Source organism: Streptomyces sp. NPDC042100 (genome assembly GCF_055582325.1).
On record NZ_JBVJDK010000001.1, the window covers coordinates 1 to 20,774 of the forward strand.

At 72.2% G+C, this 20,774-nt stretch carries 21 protein-coding genes and 1 rRNA gene; 9 read left to right on the top strand and 13 right to left on the bottom strand.

Going from position 1 to position 20,774, the window contains the following annotated elements; genetic code table 11:
* Positions 1 to 147: 147 nt before the first annotated feature.
* Positions 148 to 264, top strand: a 5S ribosomal RNA gene (gene rrf, locus ACZ6J5_RS00005).
* Between the two features lie 134 nt (positions 265 to 398).
* A complete protein-coding gene (locus ACZ6J5_RS00010) occupies positions 399 to 2,339 on the top strand; it encodes a pentapeptide repeat-containing protein (RefSeq protein WP_469386034.1) in 1,941 nt (646 codons plus the stop codon).
* Between the two features lie 7 nt (positions 2,340 to 2,346).
* Here ACZ6J5_RS00010 and ACZ6J5_RS00015 read toward each other — a convergent pair whose 3' ends face one another.
* From ACZ6J5_RS00015 to ACZ6J5_RS00030, 4 genes are read right to left on the bottom strand one after another with little or no spacing between them, the layout of a single operon-like run.
* A complete protein-coding gene (locus ACZ6J5_RS00015) occupies positions 2,347 to 3,021 on the bottom strand; it encodes a response regulator (protein ID WP_469386036.1) in 675 nt (224 codons plus the stop codon).
* A complete protein-coding gene (locus tag ACZ6J5_RS00020) occupies positions 3,018 to 4,241 on the bottom strand; it encodes a sensor histidine kinase (RefSeq protein ID WP_469387384.1) in 1,224 nt (407 codons plus the stop codon). Before ACZ6J5_RS00020 ends, ACZ6J5_RS00015 begins: the two co-directional genes overlap by 4 nt.
* Positions 4,242 to 4,257: 16 nt before the next feature.
* Complete coding sequence (locus ACZ6J5_RS00025; protein WP_469386038.1) at positions 4,258 to 5,043, bottom strand: ABC transporter permease; 786 nt, start codon at positions 5,041 to 5,043, stop codon at positions 4,258 to 4,260.
* Positions 5,040 to 5,945, bottom strand: coding sequence for an ATP-binding cassette domain-containing protein (locus ACZ6J5_RS00030; protein ID WP_469386040.1), 906 nt, complete (start codon positions 5,943 to 5,945; stop codon positions 5,040 to 5,042). The genes ACZ6J5_RS00025 and ACZ6J5_RS00030 overlap by 4 nt, the downstream gene beginning before the upstream one ends.
* A gap of 147 nt (positions 5,946 to 6,092) precedes the next feature.
* Here ACZ6J5_RS00030 and ACZ6J5_RS00035 point away from each other — a divergent pair, with 147 nt between their 5' ends.
* On the top strand, positions 6,093 to 6,650 hold the full coding sequence (locus tag ACZ6J5_RS00035) for a GNAT family N-acetyltransferase (protein ID WP_469386042.1): 558 nt from the start codon (positions 6,093 to 6,095) through the stop codon (positions 6,648 to 6,650).
* 100 nt (positions 6,651 to 6,750) lie between these two features.
* On the opposite strand, the gene ACZ6J5_RS00040 is transcribed toward ACZ6J5_RS00035, so the two are convergent.
* The 6 genes from ACZ6J5_RS00040 to ACZ6J5_RS00065 form a co-directional block, all read right to left on the bottom strand.
* Positions 6,751 to 8,259, bottom strand: a complete 1,509-nt coding sequence (locus tag ACZ6J5_RS00040) for a type VI secretion protein (protein ID WP_469386044.1) — start codon at positions 8,257 to 8,259, stop codon at positions 6,751 to 6,753.
* Between the two features lie 3 nt (positions 8,260 to 8,262).
* Positions 8,263 to 9,648, bottom strand: a complete 1,386-nt coding sequence (locus ACZ6J5_RS00045) for an ATP-binding protein (protein ID WP_469386045.1) — start codon at positions 9,646 to 9,648, stop codon at positions 8,263 to 8,265.
* A 20-nt stretch (positions 9,649 to 9,668) separates the two neighbouring features.
* Complete coding sequence (locus ACZ6J5_RS00050) at positions 9,669 to 11,222, bottom strand: SCO6880 family protein (protein ID WP_469386046.1); 1,554 nt, start codon at positions 11,220 to 11,222, stop codon at positions 9,669 to 9,671.
* The gene (locus tag ACZ6J5_RS00055; protein WP_469386047.1) at positions 11,219 to 12,568 is read right to left on the bottom strand and encodes a hypothetical protein; all 1,350 of its coding nucleotides are present in this window, start codon (positions 12,566 to 12,568) and stop codon (positions 11,219 to 11,221) included. The genes ACZ6J5_RS00050 and ACZ6J5_RS00055 overlap by 4 nt, the downstream gene beginning before the upstream one ends.
* Positions 12,558 to 13,355 (bottom strand): hypothetical protein, encoded by a 798-nt coding sequence (locus ACZ6J5_RS00060; protein WP_469386048.1) that lies wholly within the window; start codon positions 13,353 to 13,355, stop codon positions 12,558 to 12,560. The genes ACZ6J5_RS00055 and ACZ6J5_RS00060 overlap by 11 nt, the downstream gene beginning before the upstream one ends.
* A gap of 118 nt (positions 13,356 to 13,473) precedes the next feature.
* Positions 13,474 to 13,782 carry a hypothetical protein gene (locus tag ACZ6J5_RS00065; RefSeq protein WP_046908545.1) on the bottom strand — a complete coding sequence of 103 codons (309 nt, stop codon included), beginning with the start codon at positions 13,780 to 13,782 and terminating at the stop codon, positions 13,474 to 13,476.
* Positions 13,783 to 14,122: 340 nt separating this feature from the next.
* Between ACZ6J5_RS00065 and ACZ6J5_RS00070 the strand changes: the two genes are divergently transcribed.
* Together ACZ6J5_RS00070 and ACZ6J5_RS00075 are read left to right on the top strand one after the other, a co-directional pair.
* Positions 14,123 to 15,154, top strand: a complete 1,032-nt coding sequence (locus tag ACZ6J5_RS00070) for a C40 family peptidase (protein ID WP_469386049.1) — start codon at positions 14,123 to 14,125, stop codon at positions 15,152 to 15,154.
* A gap of 241 nt (positions 15,155 to 15,395) precedes the next feature.
* A complete protein-coding gene (locus ACZ6J5_RS00075; protein WP_469386050.1) occupies positions 15,396 to 16,106 on the top strand; it encodes a phosphatase PAP2 family protein in 711 nt (236 codons plus the stop codon).
* On the opposite strand, the gene ACZ6J5_RS00080 is transcribed toward ACZ6J5_RS00075, so the two are convergent.
* Positions 16,103 to 16,321, bottom strand: a complete 219-nt coding sequence (locus tag ACZ6J5_RS00080) for a hypothetical protein (protein WP_469386051.1) — start codon at positions 16,319 to 16,321, stop codon at positions 16,103 to 16,105. The two genes, ACZ6J5_RS00075 and ACZ6J5_RS00080, sit on opposite strands and share 4 nt — an antisense overlap.
* Positions 16,322 to 16,416: 95 nt before the next feature.
* On the opposite strand from ACZ6J5_RS00080, the gene ACZ6J5_RS00085 reads away from it, so the two are divergent.
* Both ACZ6J5_RS00085 and ACZ6J5_RS00090 read left to right on the top strand, forming a co-directional pair.
* Positions 16,417 to 17,235 carry an SCO4651 family lipoprotein gene (locus ACZ6J5_RS00085; RefSeq protein ID WP_469386052.1) on the top strand — a complete coding sequence of 273 codons (819 nt, stop codon included), beginning with the start codon at positions 16,417 to 16,419 and terminating at the stop codon, positions 17,233 to 17,235.
* A gap of 124 nt (positions 17,236 to 17,359) precedes the next feature.
* On the top strand, positions 17,360 to 17,533 hold the full coding sequence (locus tag ACZ6J5_RS00090) for a hypothetical protein (RefSeq protein WP_469386053.1): 174 nt from the start codon (positions 17,360 to 17,362) through the stop codon (positions 17,531 to 17,533).
* A gap of 112 nt (positions 17,534 to 17,645) precedes the next feature.
* Here ACZ6J5_RS00090 and ACZ6J5_RS00095 read toward each other — a convergent pair whose 3' ends face one another.
* Entirely contained in the window at positions 17,646 to 18,017 is a 372-nt protein-coding gene (locus ACZ6J5_RS00095; RefSeq protein WP_469386054.1) for a metal-sensitive transcriptional regulator, read from the bottom strand.
* A gap of 193 nt (positions 18,018 to 18,210) precedes the next feature.
* Between ACZ6J5_RS00095 and ACZ6J5_RS00100 the strand changes: the two genes are divergently transcribed.
* Positions 18,211 to 18,831 (top strand): DUF47 domain-containing protein, encoded by a 621-nt coding sequence (locus ACZ6J5_RS00100; RefSeq protein ID WP_469386055.1) that lies wholly within the window; start codon positions 18,211 to 18,213, stop codon positions 18,829 to 18,831.
* A 5-nt stretch (positions 18,832 to 18,836) separates the two neighbouring features.
* Positions 18,837 to 19,835 (top strand): inorganic phosphate transporter, encoded by a 999-nt coding sequence (locus ACZ6J5_RS00105; RefSeq protein WP_469386056.1) that lies wholly within the window; start codon positions 18,837 to 18,839, stop codon positions 19,833 to 19,835.
* A gap of 159 nt (positions 19,836 to 19,994) precedes the next feature.
* Here ACZ6J5_RS00105 and pstB read toward each other — a convergent pair whose 3' ends face one another.
* Positions 19,995 to 20,771 (bottom strand): phosphate ABC transporter ATP-binding protein PstB, encoded by a 777-nt coding sequence (gene pstB, locus ACZ6J5_RS00110; protein ID WP_351656529.1) that lies wholly within the window; start codon positions 20,769 to 20,771, stop codon positions 19,995 to 19,997.
* Positions 20,772 to 20,774 lie beyond the last annotated feature (3 nt).

Consider the following 20,774-nt stretch of genomic DNA (forward strand, 5'->3'; position numbering starts at 1 on the left):
CGGATGTGGAAGCCCAGTAATGGGTGGAGCTGACCGGTACTAATAGGCCGAGGGCTTGTCCTCAGTTGCTCGCGTCCACTGTGTTAGTTCTGAAGTAACGAACTCGCCCCTCTTCGGGGGTGCGGCTTGAGTTCAACTTCATAGTGTTTCGGTGGTCATAGCGTTAGGGAAACGCCCGGTTACATTCCGAACCCGGAAGCTAAGCCTTTCAGCGCCGATGGTACTGCAGGGGGGACCCTGTGGGAGAGTAGGACGCCGCCGAACAATTTTTAGCCTCAACCCCTGGACTATGTCCGGGGGTTGAGGCATTTTTGCGTTCTGGGTCATGCGGGCGAACCGGGGGGAACGCGGACGTGGCATTCGCTTCGTGGAGTGATTGGGTCCGGGCATTTCTGGGGGTGTGCGTCGCCGGTTCGGCGATCGTGCTGCTCTGGTGGGGCGTCACGTGGTGGGTCGGCTACCGGGATCCGCACCTGCGGACCGGGCGGCGGATCCCGCTGGTGCCTCGCGGGCTGGTGCGGCCTCGGCCGCGGGCCCTGCGGGCCGTGGTGCGGAGCGTCGTGGCCCTGCGCCGGCACCAGGGGGTGGCGAGCGGGATACCCCCGGGCGAGCTGTTGGCGCGTGCCGCGGAGGCCGAGCGCGCGGCCCGGCTGCTGCGTGGGGGCCGGCGCGTGTGGACCGTGGGCGTGCCGGGGCTGCTGCTGGCGGGCGGACTCGCCCTGGGGACCTGGGTGGTGACGTACGAGGACGTCGCGCGCGGTCCGGGTGCCTGGCTCCTCGGCCCCGACGAGGTCTTCCGGGTGCTGTTCGGTGAGCGGGGGTTCGTCGACGGACAGGACGAGTGCCTGGGGTGGTCGCTCCTGCGCGGCTGCGAGGGGGAGTTCGTTCCCTGGTGGTCGGGTGCCGAGGCCGGCTTCGCCTTCGGGGTCGCCGTGGCGCTCGTCGTCGGTGCCTGGTGGCTCCGGCGTTCCGCCGTGCGGGGCTTCGCCGTGTGGGAGCGGCAGGAGCCGCCGCTGTCCGCGTGCCTCGCGGCGCTCCAGGGGTGCCGTGAGGCCCTGCGTACGCCCGCTCCCCAGGTGTCCGTCCTCGACGCGGCGATCGCGGAACTGGGCGCGGGTCTGAAGGACTTCGCGCGGTGCGGGCCGCCCGCGGACGCCGGGCGGCGGGCGGAGCTTGAGGAGCACGCCGGTCGTGTCGCCGCGACGCTGCACGAGGCCTCGGGGCGGGTGCTGCGGGAAGGGGTGCCGGTCGCGCTGCCCGCTCTCGTAGCACTGCTGGCCCAGGTGCAGGACCGGCTGCACGCGTCTCGGTGGTTGGCGCTGCTGGACGCCCCGCTCCTCGTTCCCGCGCCCGCCCCGCCGCCCGGTGGGCCCGCCGTGTCCGGGGCCGGGCCGGCGGAGGGCGGGCGCTGGCAGCGGTACATGGCGTTCGCGACGGCGCTGCCGGCGGTTCCCGCGCTGCTGGCCCTCGCGCTCACGGCGGTGACGATCGGTCAGGCGCGGGACGCGCTGAGGGTCACCGAGCGGGACCAGGTGGCGTCGAGCTACAACGACACCGTCGCCAACCTCGGCGACGACTCCGTGAACGTGCGGATCAGCAGCATCTACGCCCTTCAGCGGATCATGAAGGAGTCGCCCCGGGAGCAGCCCGCGATCGTCGCGATCCTGTGTGCCTACGTACGGGACAAGGCCAAGGCGCCGGCGAAGGCCAAGGTCGCCGCCGCGCACGGGAATCCGGACACACAGCCGGCGGAGGACGTGCAGGCGGCCCTGAACGTGCTGGGAGCGCGTCCCCTCGGGGTGGAAGGGGAGCCGGTCATGGACCTGCGCCGGGCCTATCTGGTGGGGGCCGACATGACCGAGGGGAACTTCACCGACGCCGACTTCCGCGGCGCGGACCTCACGTTCGCGCAGCTGCGGGGGGAGTTCGAGAACGTGTGGTTCAGCGGTGCGATCCTGCGCGGGGCGCGCATGGACGACGGCGATTTCGAGGAATCGGAGTTCATCGGCACCGACATGGAGAACGTCGTCTGGGGCGGTGCCAGTTTCGAGGACGCGAACCTGACGAGCGCGGACCTCAAGGGGGCGTCGCTGGACCCGGAGACCGAGGGGTCGTACGTCGGCCTGCAGGGCGCGGATCTGTCGGGTGCCGACCTCACGGACGCCGATCTGACCGGCGCCTCGCTCAGGGGCGCCGATCTCGGGGAGGACGGGGCGCAGAAGCTGCCCGCGGCGAAGCTCACCCGGACCGACTTCACCCGTGCCGATCTCACCGACGCGCGTCTCGACGGAGCGGATCGCGGGACCGCGAGGTGGGACGGGACCGTGGGGTTGTCCTGAGGCGGGCTCACCGGTCCGGGGCCACCAGGCCCGTGTCGTAGGCCAGGATGACCGCCTGGACGCGGTCCCGGGAGCCCGTCTTCGCCAGGACGCGGGTCACATGGGTCTTCACCGTCGACTCCGCCAGGTGCAGCCGCGTGGCGATCTCCGTGTTCGTCCAGCCCTGGCCGACGACCGTCAGGATCTCGCGTTCGCGGTCGGTCAGGGGGGACAGGCGGGGGTCCTGGCGGGGCTCCGGTGCCGTGCCCGGGGCGTGGGGGAGGTGGTGGACGTACGCGTCGAGGAGCCGGCGGGTCAGGGACGGGGCCACCACCGCGTCGCCGCTCGCCACCGCGCGTACGCCGGCCAGCAGTTCCTCCGGCTGGGCGTCCTTCACCAGGAAGCCGCTCGCGCCCGCGCGCAGGCCGTCGTACGCGTAGGCGTCCTGGTCGAAGGTCGTGACGATCAGGACCCGGGTGCGGGCGCCCGTGGCGACGATCCGGCGGGTCGCCTCGATGCCGTCCAGGCCCGGCATCCGGATGTCCATCAGGACCACGTCCGGGTGGTGCCGGTCGGCGAGGCGGACCGCCTCGGTGCCGTTCGCGGCCTCCGCGACGACGGTCATGTCGTCCTGGCTCTCCAGCAGCATCCGGAAGCCGAAGCGTTGCATCGCCTGGTCGTCGGCGATGAGGACGGTCGTCACGGGCGGGCCTCCGGGGGTACGGCGAGCGGGAGTCGGAGCTTGACGTGCCAGCCCTCGCCGCTCGGCGACGGGCCGCATTCGAGTGTGCCGTCGTAGAGGGCCGCGCGCTCGCGCATTCCTGTCAGACCTTGGCCTTGGCCTTGGCTTTGGCTATGACCTTGGCCATGGCTTCGGTGAGGGGCGGTCGGTGTCGCCGTGCCCGTGTCGGTGATCGTCGCCGTCACGGTGTCGTGGGTGGACCGCATCCGTACGTGGGCCTCCGCCCGTGCGCCCGCGTGTTTCAGCGTGTTCGTCAGGGACTCCTGGATCACCCGGTACACCGTCAGCTGGGCGCCGGGGGAGAGGGCGGGAGCGATGTCCTGGGGGAGGTCGGCCGTCACCTTCAGGCCCGCGTTCCGTACGCCTTCCAGGAGGGTCTCCAGGTCGGCGAGGGTCGGCTGGGGAGTGCGTACCGCGTCGTGCTGGGCGTCCTCGCGGAGGACGCCCAGAAGGCGGCGGAGGTCGGCCAGGGCTTCGCGGCTCGTGTCCGCGATCGCCTCCAGGGCCTGGGCCGCGCGCTCGGGGCGCTTCGCCGCCGCGTACCGTCCGCCGTCGGCCAGGCCCGTGATGACCGACAGGCTGTGGCCGATGATGTCGTGCATCTCGCGGGCGATCCGGGCCCGTTCCGACACGGCCGCCAGGTGGACCTCGTGCGCGCGCCGCTCGGCGCGGGCGCGGGTGGTGAGCCCGAGGAGGGTGGCCACGGCGTAGACGGCGAGGGGCGGGAGGAGGGCGGTCGTCCAGGTGGTCCGGGGGGAGTGGGCCGCGGCAGCCGCCGTCGCCGCCAGTGCCGGGAGGAGCAGGAGGGCCGTGCGGGCCAGGGTGCGGGGCGGGCGGGTTCCGGCCAGGTGGTAGAGGGGGATCGCCTGGAGGTACGCGGCCTGGAGGAGCGCGCCCGAGGCGGCGCTGACCAGGGCCGCGCCCGCCAGCGCGGCCAGGACCGCCGCGGGGTGGCGGCGGCGCGCGTACAGCGGGAGGGTCAGGGCCAGGGCCGTGGCCGTCACGAGGGCCTGGGGGGCGGTCGGGTCGGCGGCGGTGCTGCGCCAGCCGCCGCCCGTCGCGTCGGCCAGGGCGGCGCCCGTCCAGACCAGGGTCAGGAGGGTGTCCCAGACCCGGGGGCGGGCGGTGTCGAACGCCCGTATCCGGGAGGCGGATCGGTGGAGGGCGCCGCTCAGGTCCATGGTCACCGGGCCATCCTCATACGTCGCGGCGGCGCAGCGACAGGGCCGGTACGGCGAGGGCCGCGGCGGTCCAGAGGGCGAGGGTGAGGAGCGCGGTGGCGGGGGTGGGGGCGCCGGGGGCCGGGGTGGCGGTGCCGAGGGCGCCGGCGGCCTGGAGCGGGAAGTGGCGTACGGCGGTCTCCATCCAGGCGTACGGGAGCATTCCGAGGACCTGGGGGAGGACCAGGACGCCGCCGATGAACGCGCCCAGCGCGCCGGGTACGGAGCGGAGGGCGGCGCCGAGGCCGAGGGCGATGAGGCCGAGCAGGGTGAGGCCGGCGGCGTTGCCGGCGAGGGCGGTGAGGACGCCGGGGTCGGTGAGGGAGGCGGCCTGGTCGGTGTCGCCGAGGAAGAACTGGGCGGTGACGAAGGTCAGCAGGCTGGTGGCGAGGGAGAGGGGGAGGACGGCGGCCGTGTAGGCCGCGGCCTTGGCCCAGAGGACGGGGAGGCGGCGGGGGACGGCGGTGAAGGTGGCGCGGATCAGGCCGGTCGCGTACTCGCCGGCCGTGACCAGGATGCCCAGGACGGCGAGGGAGACGGCGCCGAGCTGCGAGCCGTACAGGGTGAGGACGACGGTGTCGACGTCGGAGTCCCCGCCGCCGGAGGTGTACGTGGAGCCCATCAGGACGCCCACGCCGAGGATGAGGGCCGCGGTGGTGCCGAGGGTCGTCCAGGTCGAGCGGAGGGTGCGGAGCTTGTGCCATTCGGCGTGCAGGACGCGGGGGGTGCTGAGGTGGACGGAGGGGTTCTGGCGCTCGTTCATCGGGTTGCTCCCTGGTATTCGACGGCGTCTCGGGTGAGGTCCATGAACGCCTGTTCCAGGGACGCCGTCTTCGGGGTGAGTGCGTGCAGGGGGATGCCGTGGGCCGCCGCCGCGCGGCCGATCTCCGGGGCTTCCAGGCCCGTGACGCTGAGGGTGTCGGCCGCCTCGGTGGCGATGCGGGTCGCGGCGGGGAGGAGGGCGCGCAGGCGGTCCGCCTCCGGGGTGACGACCGTGACGGTGGTGCCGCCGGCCTGGCGTACGAGTTCGGCGACGGTCGTGTCGGCGAGGAGCCGGCCCTTGCCGATGACGATCAGGTGGTCCGCGGTCAGGGCCATCTCGCTCATGAGGTGGGAGGAGACGAGGACCGTGCGGCCCTCGGCGGCGAGGTCGGTGAGGAGGGTGCGGATCCAGCGGACGCCTTCGGGGTCGAGGCCGTTGACCGGTTCGTCGAGGAGGACGGCCGCCGGGTCGCCGAGGAGGGCGGCGGCGATGCCGAGGCGCTGGCCCATGCCGAGTGAGAAGCCCTTGACCCGGCGGTCGGCGACCTCGGTGAGGCCGGTGACGCCGAGGACGTGGGTGACGCGGGAGCGCGGGATGCCGTGGGTGAGGGCGAGGGCCGTCAGGTGGTGGCGGGCGGTGCGGCCCGGGTGCAGCGAGCGGGCTTCGAGGAGGGCGCCGGCCTGGGTGAGCGGGGCCGGGTGTCCGGCGTACGGGCGGCCCCCGATGGTGGCGCGGCCCCGGGTGGGGGCGTCGAGGCCGAGGAGCATCCGGAGGGTGGTGGACTTTCCGGCGCCGTTGGGGCCGAGGAAGCCGGTGACGGTGCCGGGGCGGACAGTGAAGGAGAGGTCCTGGACGACGGTCCGGGAGCCGTACCGCTTGGTGAGGTGCTCTGCGCGGATCATGCTTCGACGGTAGGGAGCGGGGCGGGCGCGGGCGTCGGACCTGGGGTGGCAGGGGGCGGGCGGGGGTCGTACCCCGGTATGACGTGGGCGCGGGCCGGGTTCCAAAACGCCTTGTCAGGGGGTGTGCGGGTGGGGAGGATCGCCGGCATGGACTTTTCTGTGCGTGTGATCCGGGCCGACGAGTGGGAGCGGGCCCGGGAGATCCGGCTGGCCGCGCTCCTGGATCCGGTGGCCTCGATCGCCTTCCTCGACACCTATGACGCCGCCGTCGAGCGGCCCGACTCCTTCTGGCGGGAGCGGGCCGAGGGCGCGTCCGAGAGCGGGGGCGGTGCGGCGCGGCAGTTCGTGGCGGAGGCGGCGGACGGGCGGTGGCTCGGGACGGTGAGCGTGCTCGTGGAACGGCCCACGGACGAGGTGCGGTTCGGCGCGGCCGCGGTGGTGGACCAGACGCACGTCGTGGGGGTGTACGTGCGCCCCGAGGCGCGCGGGGCCGGGGTGACCGACGCGCTGTTCCGGGCGGCCGTGGAGTGGTCCTGGACGCTGCCGGAGCCGGTGGTGCGGCGGGCGCGGCTGTACGTCCACGAGGACAACGCGCGGGCGGCCGCCTTCTACCGGCGCTTCGGGTTCGTGGCGACGGGGGCGAAGGTGGCGATGCCCGGGGACTCGGGCGCGTATGAGCTGGAGTACGAGTATCCGCGTCCCTAGGGGGTCTCTGGGGGAGTCCCCAGGGAGTCTCTGGGGGAGTACCTAGGGAGTCTCTGGGGAGTCTCTGGGGACTCCCCCAGGGCGCGTTGTCGGGGTGTCCCTAGGGCGTCGGGAGCGGGTCGGGCCAGCGGGACCTGGCCTGTTCCCGCGAGCGCATCAGGGCGAGGGTCGGCAGGCCCTGGGCGGTGCCGTCGGCGAGGAGCGCCGGGAGGGCCGGGAGCGGGGCGACGGCGGCGATGTCGTCGAGGACCAGGCTCAGTGGTGGGTCGAGCCGACCGTCGGATGACCGTGCGGCCATGCGGCGGCCGTGCTCGACCACGCTTGCGGCGAGCGCGGTGAGGAGGGGCATCGCGCCGGGGTGGGTGCGCGGGTCCTCGATCGGTTCACCCACCACGTACAGGGTGCCCTGTTCGGCCACGAAAGATGCCAGCGTGAGGCTGTCCGTTCGGTTGGGCGTGCAGGCGTCCCTGATGTGGATCGAGGAGAGGGCCGAGAGCGTACGGGCCGTCAGCTGCTGTGCCGCCTGGCGGCGTTCGGGGTGGGCGGTGAGCGCGGATTCGAGGAGTCCGGCCTGGCCCGATGCCGCCTTGGGGTGGGTGCGCAGGATCCGTACCGGGTCGTGGGCGTCGACGCCCTGGGCCCAGCGGTGGACCTGCTTGAAGGGGCGGCCGTCGACGGCGGCGGCGTGCAGCCAGCAGCGGAGGAGCGTTTCCGCGGTGTCGGCGAGGGCGGCGTCGAGGCGGGACTGGGGGCGTACGGGGGCGAGGAGCGCGCCGGCGCGGTCCTGGGCGGTGGCCGGGTCCTCGCAGCCCTCCGCCGGGTTCCAGTGGAGCCGGGCGGGGGTGTCGCAGAGGTGGCCGGGGTCGTAGACGAGGACGGGGCCGAGTTTGGCGCGGGCGTCCTTCGTGTCCGCCCACAGGGTGGGGTCGGAGGTGACGATCAGGGCCGGGCCCGCCGCTTCCCGGATCGCTTCGGTGGCGGTGGGACGGCGGGTGCTCTGGGGGGCGTAGACGACGTTCTGGGGGAGCGGGGGCGGGGCGGGCGTTGTCGGTGGCGCCTCTGCCCGCGGTGGCTCGGCCGGTGGTGCCTCGGCCGGGGGACGGCGCGGGGGCGGGGGTGTCCGGACCGCGGTCTCCGCTTCGCTTCGCTCGTTCCGGGCGCCGCCGCGTCCGGGCACCCCCGCCCCCGCGCCGTCCCACCGCTCGCCGTCGCCGGGGGCGGCGGGCTTCGCGTACGTCTCGTACAGGCCCGCTCTGCGGTTCGTCCGTACCGCCTTCCAGCGGGCCAGGGTGCCGAGGGCGAAGACCGTGAGGACGGCCAGGATCATGGCCTCGCCGATGGCGATGCCCCAGAAGAGGCCGTAACCGGGGAGGGTGTGGGGCGGTGTCTGCGGCCAGGCCGCGGCGAGGTCCGTGGGGGCCGTCATGAGGCTGCGGAGGGCCTCGGGGGTGTGGGTGAAGGCGATGCCCTCGGGCCAGGCGCCGTGGGCGAGCAGGGCGGCCAGGCCCGTCGCCGTCCACAGGAGGACGGTCAGGCTGAGGAGGAGGGCCAGGAGGCCCACCACCAGGCCGTCGGGGATGCCGCCGGCCTGGTGTCGTTCCCTGTGCATCGGCTACGCCACCGTGGAGTGCGGGTCGTTCATCTGCTCGACCAGGAGGGCCCGTTGCTCCGTCTCCCATTCGAGTTCCGGGTCGCTGGACGACTCGGTCATCGCGCGGTCCGTGTAGACCAGGGGGCGTTCGCGTTCGGTGATGAGGTGTTTGACGACCTGGACGTTGCCGTTGACGTCCCAGACCGCGATGCCGGGGGTGAGGGTCGGGATGATCTCGACCGCCCAGCGGGGGAGGCCCAGGACGCGGCCCGTGTTGCGGGCCTCGTCGGCTTTCTGGGCGTAGATGGTGCGGGTGCTCGCCATTTTGAGGATGGCCGCCGCTTCCTTCGCCGCCGCTCCGTCGACGACGTCGGAGAGGTGGTGGACGACGGCCACGAAGGACAGGCCGAGGCGGCGGCCGAACTTCAGGAGGCGCTGGAACAGCTGGGCCACGAAGGGGCTGTTGATGATGTGCCAGGCCTCCTCGACGAGGAAGATGCGCTTCTTCCGGTCGGGGCGGATCCAGGTGTGCTCCAGCCAGACGCCGACGATCGCCATGAGGATCGGCATGGCGATGCTGTTGCGGTCGATGTGGGACAGGTCGAAGACGATGAGCGGGGCGTCCAGGTCGATGCCGACCGTGGTGGGGCCGTCGAACATGCCGCGCAGGTCGCCGTCGACCAGGCGGTCGAGGACGAGGGCGACGTCGAGGCCCCAGGCCCGTACATCGTCTATGTCGACGTTCATCGCCTCGGCGGACTCCGCCTCGGGGTGGCGGAGCTGCTCGACGATGTCGGTGAGGATCGGCTGGCGGTCGGTGATGTGCTCGTTGACGTAGGCGTGGGCGACCTTGAGCGCGAAGCCGCTGCGCTCGTCCAGGCCGTGGCCCATCGCCACCTCGATGATGGTGCGGAGCAGGGCCAGCTGGCCCGTGGTCGTGATCGAGGGGTCCAGGGGGTTGAGGCGGATGCCGTCGTCGTTGGCGACCATCGGGTCCAGGCGGATGGGAGTTATCCCCAGCTCCTGGGCGATGAGGTTCCATTCGCCGACGCCGTCCTCGCCCTGGGCGTCGAGGACCACCACCTGGCGGTCGCGGAAGCGGAGCTGGCGCAGGACGTAGGTCTTCTCCAGCGCCGACTTGCCGTTGCCGGACTCTCCGAGGACCAGCCAGTGAGGGGCCGGGAGCTGCTGGCCGTACAGCTGGAAGGGGTCGTAGATGTACCCCTTGCCGCTGTAGACCTCGCGGCCGATGATCACGCCGGAGTCGCCGAGGCCGGGGGCCGCGGTCGGCAGGTAGACGGCCTGGGCCTGGCCCGTGGAGGTGCGGACGGGCAGGCGGGTCGTCTCGACCTTCCCGAAGAGGAAGGAGGTGAAGGCTTCGGTGAGGACGGACAGCGGATCTCGCATCGGTCTGTGCCCCTTCGGCCCTAGCGGCGGATGCCGGTCGCGAACGGCAAGGTGTTCACAAAGGCCCGGTGGTGCTCGCGGTCGCACCACTCCAGCTTCAGGTACGACTTGCCCGCGGAGGCCCTGATCGTGCGCTTGTCCCGGGCCAGGGCCTCGGGGGAGCGCGACGATACGGTGATGTACCCGACGAGGTTGACGCCGGCGGCGCCGCTCGCCAGATCTTCACCCCGCTGGTCGAGCCGGCCGTGGGCGGCGATGTCGCGGGGGTCGACGGTGCGGTTCATCTTGGCCTGCCGGGAGGCTTCGGCCTCGTCGTTGGTCTTCTCCGTGAGCATCCGCTCGATGGCGACCTCGGTGGGCTCCAGGTCCATGGTGACGGCGACCGTGCGGATGACGTCGGGGGTGTGGACGAGGAGCGGGGCGAGGAAGTTGACGCCGACGGGGGTCATCGGCCACTCCTTGACCCAGGCGGTGGCGTGGCACCAGGGGGCGCGGGTGGCGGACTCGCGGGTCTTGGCCTGGAGGTAGGTGGCCTCCATGGCGTCCAGCTCGGCCGGCCAGGCGTTGCGCTTCGTCATGGCCTGGATGTGGTCGATCGGGTGGTCCGGGTCGTACATGGAGTGCACGAGGGACGCGAGCCGGGACTGGCCGAGGGGCTGGCGGACGCGGATGTCGGCCTCGGCGAGGCGGGCGCAGATGTCGGTGAGCTCGCGGGCCATGACGACGGCGAGGCCGCCGTCGCGGTCGAGCTTGCGGGCGCCGGAGGCGTGCCGGGCGGCGCGGGCCATGGCGTCGGCCTCGGCGGCGAGTTCGCGGGTGTAGTGCATGCAGGCCACGAGGTAGGCGCGGTGCTGCTCGCTGGAGGTGGAGACCATCGACTGGAGCTGCTCGTACGACTCCTGGAGCCAGCCGGGGGCGTGGTGGTCGCCGCGCTGGGCGACGTCCTTGGCGTGGGCGTCGGGGTCGGCGGGGAGGGTGCGGGCGAGCATCTGGAGGCGGGTGACGAAGCCGTCCCCGTTGGCGACGTGCTTGAGCAGCGTGCCGAAGCGGTCGACGAGGGCTTCCTGGTCCTCGGAGTCGCGCAGGCCGACGCCGGGGCCCTCGATCTCGATGGCGGCGGTGACGGTGCGCCGGTCGGCGTGGAGCAGGACGGCGATCTCGTCGGGGCCGAACGGGGCGGCGAGCCAGCCGATGTGGCCGATGCCGGGGGGCGGGCCGACCTCGACCTCGCGGCCGTCGAGGCGGGTGCCTGCCTCGATGGTGGCGGAGCGGTAGGCGGTGCCGCGCTTGAGCATCCGCTTGTAGCTGCGGTTGATCTCGAACCACTTGTAGAAGGTGCGGTGCTTGTACGGGACGTAGACCGCGGCGAGCGCGAGCATCGGGAAGCCGGTGAGCAGCGCGATGCGCAGGGACAGGACGGGGACGATCAGCCCGCTCATCATGCCGAGGAAGGCGCCGGCGATGATCAGCGCGATCTCGCCGGTCTCGCGGTTCTTGCCGACGATCGCGTTCGGCCGGGCACGGCCGATCAGATACGTGCGGCGGGGCGCGACCGGCTGGGACTGGGTCGTCAACGCCCTCCACCTCCTGAGTTCTTGCTGTTGCTGCTGCGGCTGGTGTGCGGGGTGCCCGCGGTGGGGCTGCCGCTGCGGGGGGCGGGCGGGGGCGTGGCGCCGGAGCCGCCGGTGCCTCGGCTGCTGTGGGCGGCGACGCCGCCGGCGAGCGGGTTGGCGGGGCGGGGCGCGCCGCCGCCGCTGCCGGAGGAGCCGCCGTCGCCCCGGGTGCTGTGGGTCTTGATGCCCTGGGAGACGAGGGAGGCGGGGGAGGAGATGACGGCGGCGGCGGTGTTCTCGCCGGCGCGGTGGAGGCGGTTGTCGCGGGAGGCGACGATCTCGTCGCCGAAGCCGGGCACGAAGCGGTAGATCATGGCGGAGGCGAAGATCGCCAGCAGGATGATCGCGAGGCCGGAGACGACGGCGGAGAAGGCGTCCGGGCCGGTGCCGGAGGACAGCGCTCCGGCGAGTCCGAGCACGATGACGATGACCGGCTTGACCAGGATCACCGCGATCATGATGCCGGCCCAGCGGCGGACGTGGCCCCACATGTTCTTGTCGACGAGCCCGGCGTAGACGACGACGCCGAGGAGGGCGCCGACGTAGAGCAGGACGGCGCGCAGGACGAGTTCGAGGTAGAGCACGCCGGCGGCGAGGACGGTCACCAGGGAGACGATGATCAGCATGATCGGGCCGCCGCCGATGCTGTCGCCCTTCTCCAGGGCCTGCTTGAAGCTGCCGAAGAAGACGTCGGTCTGCTGGCCGGTGCCGGAGGCGATGACCTCGGTGACGGCGTCGGTGGCGTTGACGACGGTGTAGAGGATCAGCGGGGTGAACGCGGAGGCCAGGACGGTCAGCCAGAGGAAGCCGATGGCCTCGGAGAGCGCGGTGGTCAGCGGCACGCCGCGGATGGCGCGCTTGGCGACGGCGAGCAGCCACAGGAGGAGGGTGAGGAAGGTGGCGGCGGCGAAGACGATGGCGTAGCGGCCGAGGAACTGGGTGTTGGTGAAGTCGACCTGGGCGGTCTGCTTGACGGCGGCGGAGAGGGTGTCGACGACCCAGGCGGCGGCCTTGGCGCAGCCGTTGGCGAGGGAGGCGAGCGGGTCGGGGTTGCTGGTGGGGTCGGTGATCCGAGGCGCGCCTCCACCCGCGCGCTGCCCGTTCTCGCAGTATTCCCGCGCCTGCCCCACGATCAGCGCGCACGGGTTGTTCGACGCCCCCGGCGACGGGGTCGAGCCGGGGGCCGTGGGGGTGGGGGTCGGGGTCGGGGCCGCGTACGCCCGGGAGGCGAGGAGGACGAGGGCGGCGGGGACGGCGGCTGCGCCCGCGGCGAGCGTGCGCAGCGGGGAGCGTCGGCTAGCGGGCATAGGTGAAGCCTCCGTAACCCTCGACGGCCTTGGCGATGTCGTCCGCGAGCGAGGCGCGGTTGTCGCCGTTGACTGGTGTGGGGCCCTCGGCCTGCTCCGAGCTGGTGATCTTCCAGTCGTCGCCGGTCCAGCGGAGCTTCTCGGTGAGGGTGAACCACGTCGATGTGACCGGCTTGGTGGAGCCCTCGCCGGCGAGTCCGACGAGTCCGGTGGACCAGACCTCCACGGTGGCGGTCTCGCCGGTGAAGTCCTTGACCTTCGTGCCGACCGGGACGGTGCGGGAGACGAAGGTGAGTCCGGTGGGGGCGGTGCCGTTGGCGTCGAGGCCGACGTTGGCCAGGAACGCGGTGGAGTAGGCGGTGTCGAGGTTCCTCACCAGGGTGTCCGCGACGGCGGGGTCGTGGGTGGCGCGGATGATGCTCTCGCGCGGGCCGCGCTGGAACATGTCCACCGAGCCGAGGGCGACGGCGTAGTTGGCCGCGGCGCTCTGGGCGCCCTGCTCGTCGCGCGCGAAGCCGGCCGGGATGTCGCCGCTGCGGCCGGTGACCGGGCGGGTGCCGGTGGCCGCGGTGGCGGCGCCCCCGCGCGCGGGCGTGTCGGCGGGGCCCGCCTTGCCGTCGGACGGCTCGCCGCCGCCGCGGTTGGCGAGGGCGATGGCGGCGATCAGCAGCACCACGACGCCGACGACCGCGATGAGGGAGCGGGAGCTGCGGGCGGGCGGACGGGGGGCGCCGGTCTCGGGGAGCCGGGTGCGGGTCTGGCCGTCGTGTTCGTCGCCGAGGCTCATGCCGGGTACGCCCCTTCGGCCGTGCGCGGGTACGGCGACGGGCGCCGTACGGTGTGCCGCGCGGGCGCGGCGTGGTGACTGGACATCAGGGAACGCGACCTCGGTGGTGAGAAACGGGTTAGACGGCCATCCCGTACACGATGGTGAAGAGCGTCCCCAGTGAGCCGATGATGAAGACGCCGGTGAGTCCGGCGACGATCAGGCCCTTGCCCTGTTCGGCGCTGAAGGTGTCGCGCAGCGCGGTCGCACCGATCCGCTGCTTGGCGGCTCCCCAGATGGCGATGCCGAGGCAGAGCAGGATGGCCACGGCCATCACGACCTCGATCATCACCTTGGCCTCGGCGCCCAGGCTCCCGAAAGGCCCCCAGTTCGGGGCGATTCCACCGATGATGGTGGTGATGTCGCCCTTCTCGGCCGCCAGGTACATGTAACTCACCGCCCCTGTTGGGTAGTTCGTCGGCCCCTGCCGGACGGCATGGGTCGTCGACCTATCTTCGCTGATGAAACCGCCCGCGTGTGACGGCTTGGCGGCTCTCTTTACCCGATCACCGCACACCTGACCGATCCGACCGTCTTGACCTGCGACGGTGCGGCCGGTTTGGATGCGAAGACGCGTATGGTCACTCTGTGTATCACGGAGGGTGACTCCGGGCAATGATTGTCGTTGTGGCACCTTTGGGGCGGCGTCGGAGCCGTCAGGGGGGACGAGCGGGAGGGTCGCGCCTAGACTGGCGTGTCGGGGCGTACTGCCAGGAGCCGAGGGGTGGTTGACGGTGCGTAAGGCGCGCGGGGCGTGGCTGGTGGCCGGTGGGGTGTTCGGTGTCTGCCTCAGCTTCGTCGCCCTGGTCGTCGTCGGGACGTACTCGGCGGCGGCCGGGCTCATCGGCGGTGCCGGCGCCGGGCGGAACGGGACCGTCGGGCTGGCCAAGGGGGCCGTGCCCGCCGCGTACCAGGGGCTGGTGCAGAAGTGGGGCAACCTCTGCCCGGCCATCAACCCCGCGCTGCTCGCCGCGCAGCTCTACCAGGAGAGCGGCTGGAATCCGACCATCGTGTCCCCGGCGAACGCCCGGGGCATCGCCCAGTTCATCCCGGGCACCTGGGCCGGGCACGGCATCGACGGGGACGGGGACGGCGACCGGGACGTGTGGGACCCGGCGGACGCGATCCCCTCGGCCGCCTCGTACGACTGCGAGCTGGCCGGCTACGTCAAGGACGTGCCGGGCGACCCGACCAACAACATGCTGGCCGCGTACAACGCGGGCGCCTACCGGGTCATCAGGTCCGGCGGGGTGCCCCGGATCAGCGAGACGCAGAACTACGTGCGGATCATCCGCTCGCTGGAGAAGAGCTTCGCCCGCCCGGTGGGCCGGGTCGACCCCTCGCGGCAGGCGGCCGGGGCGATCGACTACGCGCAGCGCAAGCTCGGCACCCCGTATCTGTGGGGCGGTACGGGCACGGCGGCGCAGAACGGCCGGTTCGACTGTTCCGGACTGACCCAGGCGGCGTATCTGGAGGTCGGGATCGAGCTGCCCCGGGTGGCCAACGACCAGTACAACGCCGGGCCGCACCCGAGCCGCGACGAGCTGCTCCCGGGGGACCTGGTCTTCTTCTCCGACGACCTCACCAACTCGCGCGCCATCAGGCACGTCGGCATCTACGTGGGCGGCGGCTACATGATCGACGCCCCGCGCACCGGGGCGGTGATCCGCTTCGACCGGATCGACACCCCGGACTACTTCGGCGCGACCCGGGTGACGGCGGACGGGGCGGCGGCGCTGCCCAAGGGGCTGCCGCAGTAGCCGTCGCGGTAGCCGTCGCGGAGACCGCCCGCCGTCGCGGCGGCGGACCGCGCGACGGGGTCTGGCCGGAAGTCATCGTCCGGCGGCGGCCCCGCGGTACGACGACCCGTCACCTTTCGATAACGTCCTCGTGATCTTGGGCGGAGAGCGGAACGCTGCCTTCTGGTGGATCGTTCACCGATCCGACCACTCCGACCGCGGGGGTTGGACACCACCCACACACAGCAAGGGGCCGCAGCAGATGGCTGGACTCGCATCGGACGGCTCGAACCCCGATGTCAGCCTGCTCTACGACATCAACGGGCTGGCGAAGGCCGCCCCGCCGTGGTTCGACCGCGTCATGGGCTTCGTGGGCGAGTACGGCATCATGCTCGGCCTCGTCCTCGTCGGGCTCGGCTGCTGGTGGAGCGTGCGCCGCCGCGGCACCCCCGCCGACTCGGTCGCCGGGCTCGCCGCGCTGATCTGGGCCCCGCTCGCGGCCGGCGTCGCGCTGCTGGTCAACATCCCGATCCGGGGCTTCGTCGAGCGGCCCCGGCCGTTCAACGACCACCAGGGCCTGGAGGTCCTGGTCCAGGGCAAGACCGACTTCTCCTTCGTCAGCGACCACGCCACCATGGCGATGGCCATCGCCGTCGGGATCTTCGTGGCGCACCGCCGCTTCGGCCTGGTCGCCATCGGCCTCGCGCTCACCGAGGGCTTCTGCCGCGTCTACATGGGCGTGCACTACCCGACCGACGTCGTCGGCGGCCTCGCCCTCGGCACCGCCGTCGCGCTGCTCCTCGCGCCGCCCGCGCTGGCCCTGCTCACCCCGGTCGTCTCCGCCGTCGCCCGCTCCCCGCGCGGGGCGCGGCTGGTGCGCTCGCGGGGCGCCGACGAGCATCTGGCGCTGGCCGGGACGGTGGGGATGCCCGAGCCCCGGACCGCCTCCGGGGCACGGGACCTCGCGGCCTAGGGACGCCTGGCGGGTGCCGGCACCGGTGAGGATGCCGGTGCGGGCACCAGGGCCGCGTCCTCGGCCCCGGTCTCGGCCCCGGCTCCGGTCTCGGCCAGGTGGTCCGCGGCGTCCGTGCGGGCCCGTTCGCGGGATCTGCGGGCCGGTCCGATCCAGCCGCAGCTGCACCGGGCGATGGCGAAGGAACCGCGTTCCGTGGTCTCCGTCTGATGCACGCCCTCCACGGTACTGCGCGTGACGGGCCGCTCCGACCGTCGTTATCCGGACGGGTGGGACCCGGACACGGTACGGCGTTGGGGGTTGGCAGGCGATGCTGGTGCGGAACGGACGCTCGGGCGGGGCGTGGGCCGTCGCCGCCGCGCTCATGGGGACGGTGACGGTCGGCGGCTGCTCGGGCCCCGGCGACGACGCCGAGCCGGGCGGTGACCCGGCACAGACGGTACGGGGGGCGGCCGAGGCGCTCGCCCGGGCCGGCTCCTCCAAGGCCAGCACCTCGATGGAGATGGCCTCCGGCGGGACGCGGGTGACGATCCGGGGCGAGGGCGGCTACGACTTCCGCCGCCGCACGGGCAGCCTCCAGGTGATCCTGCCGAAGGACGCGGCGGGCGAGAGCGAGCACCGGCCGATCACGGAGCTGCTGGCCCCCGGCGCGCTGTACATGAAGAACCGGGGCGCCGGGGTCCCCGCCGACAAGTGGGTGCGGGTGGACACCACCACCCTCGACGACGGCAATCTGGTCACCGGCGGGGCCACCGACCCGGCCGCCGCCGCCGAGCTGCTGCGCGGTGCGCGGTCGGTGGTGTACGTGGGCGAGGTGGACCTCGCGGGGGTGAAGGTGCGCCACTACCGGGGCGTCGCCGACATCGGGGAGGCCGCCCGGCACGCCTCGCCGCAGGTGCGCGGGGCGCTCGCGGCGGCGGCGAAAGGGTTCACCACGGACGCCGTGCCCTTCGACGCGTATCTGGACGCGGAGGGGCTGCTGCGCAAGGTCCGGCACCAGTTCAGCTTCAGCAACCAGGGGCGCACGGTCGCCGTGGCGTCGACGACGCTGCTGTACGGGTTCGGGGCGCGGGTGACGGTCACGCTGCCGGACCACCGGGACATCTACGCCGGGAAGGTCAAGGTCTGAGCGGGGCGCCGACCGGCGCGCGGACCGGCGTGGCCATGGCCAAATGGCCCGGACGTGTCATGTGCGTTCCGTAGGTCGCTCCCTACGCTGGGATACCGACTCCGGCAGGAAGAGGTGAAAGCGCATGGCTCCGCCGCCCGCCACCGCGACCGCGCTCAGCGACCCCGAGTGCATCGCCCTGGCCGAGATCGAACTGTGCGGTGAGCTGATCATCGCGGCTTCGGCCGCCGCCGAGGAGCGGCTGAGCGCCGACCGCATCGACGAGGTCCTCCGGGTCGGCGCCCGGCGCGCCACCTAGCGCCGCGGCGGGCCGCCGGCGGCCGCACCGGCGGTCGGCGGGCTGTCCCGGGGCGCCCCGGGCGGGGCCCTGCGGGGCCGGAGGGGTCCGGCGCCGGGGCCCGCGCGGGGGCTCAGGTGCGCATCATGCGGGCGATGGCCTTCGTGGCCTCCTCGACCTTGGCCTCGATGTCGCCGCCGCTCGTCGCCGCGTCCGCGACGCAGTGCCGCAGGTGCTCCTCCAGGAGCTGGAGCGCGAAGGACTGCAGGGCCTTCGTGGACGCCGAGACCTGGGTGAGGATGTCGATGCAGTACACGTCCTCGTCGACCATGCGCTGCAGTCCGCGGATCTGGCCCTCGATGCGGCGCAGCCGCTTGAGGTGCTCGTCCTTCTGCTTGTGGTAGCCGTGCACGCCGTGGTCGTGGTCCGTGCCGCCGGCGGCGGCGCCGACCGCCGGGTCGGCCGTGGCCTCGGGGGCGAGCTGGTCCGCCTCGGTGGTCGTCATCGCGTCCTCCCGTTGTCCAGAAAGGGGGGGTATACCCCTCGTGGGTATATGGTACCGATCCCCGCGCGAACGGTGCGGGCCCTGTGCAGATCACTGTGCCTGATGGAGGACACTGAAGGGACGCCGGTTAGCCGTGGCCGGATGATGCGCCTAGCATCAGCCTGACCGAAACCCAGCACCCCGAGGACCTCACGTGCGATTTCGTCTGACCCCCAGGGAGACGAGCTTCTATGACATGTTCGCCGCTTCCGCGGACAACATCGTCACGGGCGCCAAGCTCCTGATGGAACTGCTCGGAGCGGACGCCTCCGCCCGGGCCGAGATCGCGGAACGGATGCGGGCAGCGGAGCACGCCGGCGACGACGCGACCCACGCCATCTTCCACCAGCTGAACTCCTCGTTCATCACGCCGTTCGACCGCGAGGACATCTACGCCCTCGCGTCCTCCCTCGACGACATCATGGACTTCATGGAGGAGGCCGTCGACCTGGTCGTCCTCTACAACATCGAGGAACTGCCCAAGGGCGTCGAGCAGCAGATCGAGGTGCTGGCGCGGGCCGCCGAGCTCACCGCCGAGGCCATGCCGAACCTGCGGACCATGGACAACCTCACCGAGTACTGGATCGAGGTCAACCGGCTGGAGAACCAGGCGGACCAGATCCACCGCAAGCTGCTCGCGCACCTCTTCAACGGCAAGTACGACGCCATCGAGGTGCTGAAGCTGAAGCAGGTCGTGGACGTCCTGGAAGAGGCGGCCGACGCCTTCGAGCACGTGGCCAACACGGTGGAGACCATCGCGGTCAAGGAGTCCTGAGCTTCGTGGACACCTTCGCCCTGATCGTGACCATCGGCGTCGCGCTCGGCTTCACGTATACGAACGGCTTCCACGACTCCGCCAACGCCATCGCCACCTCGGTGTCGACCCGGGCGCTGACCCCCCGGGCCGCGCTGGCGATGGCGGCGGTCATGAACCTCGCCGGTGCCTTCATGGGCAGCGGGGTCGCCAAGACGGTCAGCGAGGGTCTGATCGAGACGCCGCACGGCGACAAGGGGATGGGCATCCTCTTCGCCGCGCTGGTCGGCGCGATCATCTGGAACCTCGTCACCTGGTACTTCGGCCTGCCGTCCTCCTCCTCGCACGCCCTGTTCGGCGGCATGGTGGGTGCCGCGCTCGCGGGTGGCGTGGAGGTCATCTGGTCGGGCGTGCTCGACAAGATCGTCATCCCGATGTTCCTCTCGCCGGTGATCGGCCTCATCGCCGGTTACCTGGTGATGTGCGCCATCCTCTGGCTCTTCCGCAAGGCCAACCCGCACAAGGCCAAGCGCGGCTTCCGCATCGCGCAGACCGTCTCGGCGGCCGGCATGGCGCTCGGCCACGGTCTCCAGGACGCGCAGAAGACCATGGGCATCGTGGTGATGGCCCTGGTCATCGCCGACGTCCAGCAGGCGGGCGACGAGATCCCGGTCTGGGTGAAGATCGCCTGTGCCGTGATGCTGTCGCTGGGCACCTACGCGGGCGGCTGGCGGATCATGCGGACCCTCGGGCGCAAGATCATCGAGCTGGACCCGCCGCAGGGCTTCGCGGCGGAGACCACCGGCGCCTCGATCATGTTCGGCTCGGCGTTCCTCTTCCACGCGCCGATCTCCACCACCCATGTCATCACCTCGGCGATCATGGGTGTGGGCGCCACCAAGCGCGTCAACGCGGTGCGCTGGGGTGTGGCCAAGAACATCATCCTCGGCTGGTTCATCACCATGCCGGCGGCGGCGCTGGTCGCCGCGGTGAGCTACTACGCGGTGGCGCTGGTCTTCGGGTAATCCCCGGTAATCCCCGGTAATCCCCGGTAATCCCCGGTAATCCCCGGGAAACGTAGAAGGGCCCGGCTCCCCTGAGGGGAGCCGGGCCCTGTTCGTCGTGCGGTGGCACCGCCATGCAGCACCGCAGACGCCACGCGGCCGGGCCGCATGGTCGGTGGGCTATCCGAAGCGGCCGGAGATGTAGTCCTCGGTCGCCTGGACGCTCGGGTTGGAGAAGATGCGCTCGGTGTCGTCCAGCTCGATGAGCTTGCCGGGCTGGCCGACGGCCGCCAGGTTGAAGAAGGCCGTGCGGTCGGAGACGCGGGCGGCCTGCTGCATGTTGTGCGTCACGATGACGATCGTGAAGCGCTCCTTGAGCTCGCCGATCAGGTCCTCGATGGCGAGGGTCGAGATCGGGTCGAGGGCCGAGCAGGGCTCGTCCATCAGCAGGACGTCGGGCTCGACCGCGATGGCGCGGGCGATGCACAGGCGCTGCTGCTGGCCGCCGGAGAGGCCGGAGCCGGGCTTGTTGAGCCGGTCCTTGACCTCGTTCCAGAGGTTGGCGCCCTTGAGGGAGCGCTCCACGATCTCGGCCAGCTCGGCCTTCTTGTAGCTGCCGTTGAGGCGCAGGCCCGCCGCCACGTTGTCGAAGATCGACATGGTGGGGAAGGGGTTGGGGCGCTGGAACACCATGCCGACCGTGCGGCGGACCGCGACCGGGTCGACGTTGGCGCCGTACAGGTTCTCGTCGTCCAGCATCACCTTGCCCTCGACGCGGCCGCCGGGGGTGACCTCGTGCATCCGGTTCAGGGTGCGCAGGAAGGTGGACTTGCCGCAGCCGGACGGGCCGATGAAGGCCGTCACGGAGCGGGGCTCGACGGTCATGGAGATGTCGTCGATCGCCTTGTGGTTGCCGTAGTAGGCGGAGAGGCCGCTGACGTCGATTCGCTTGGCCATCTG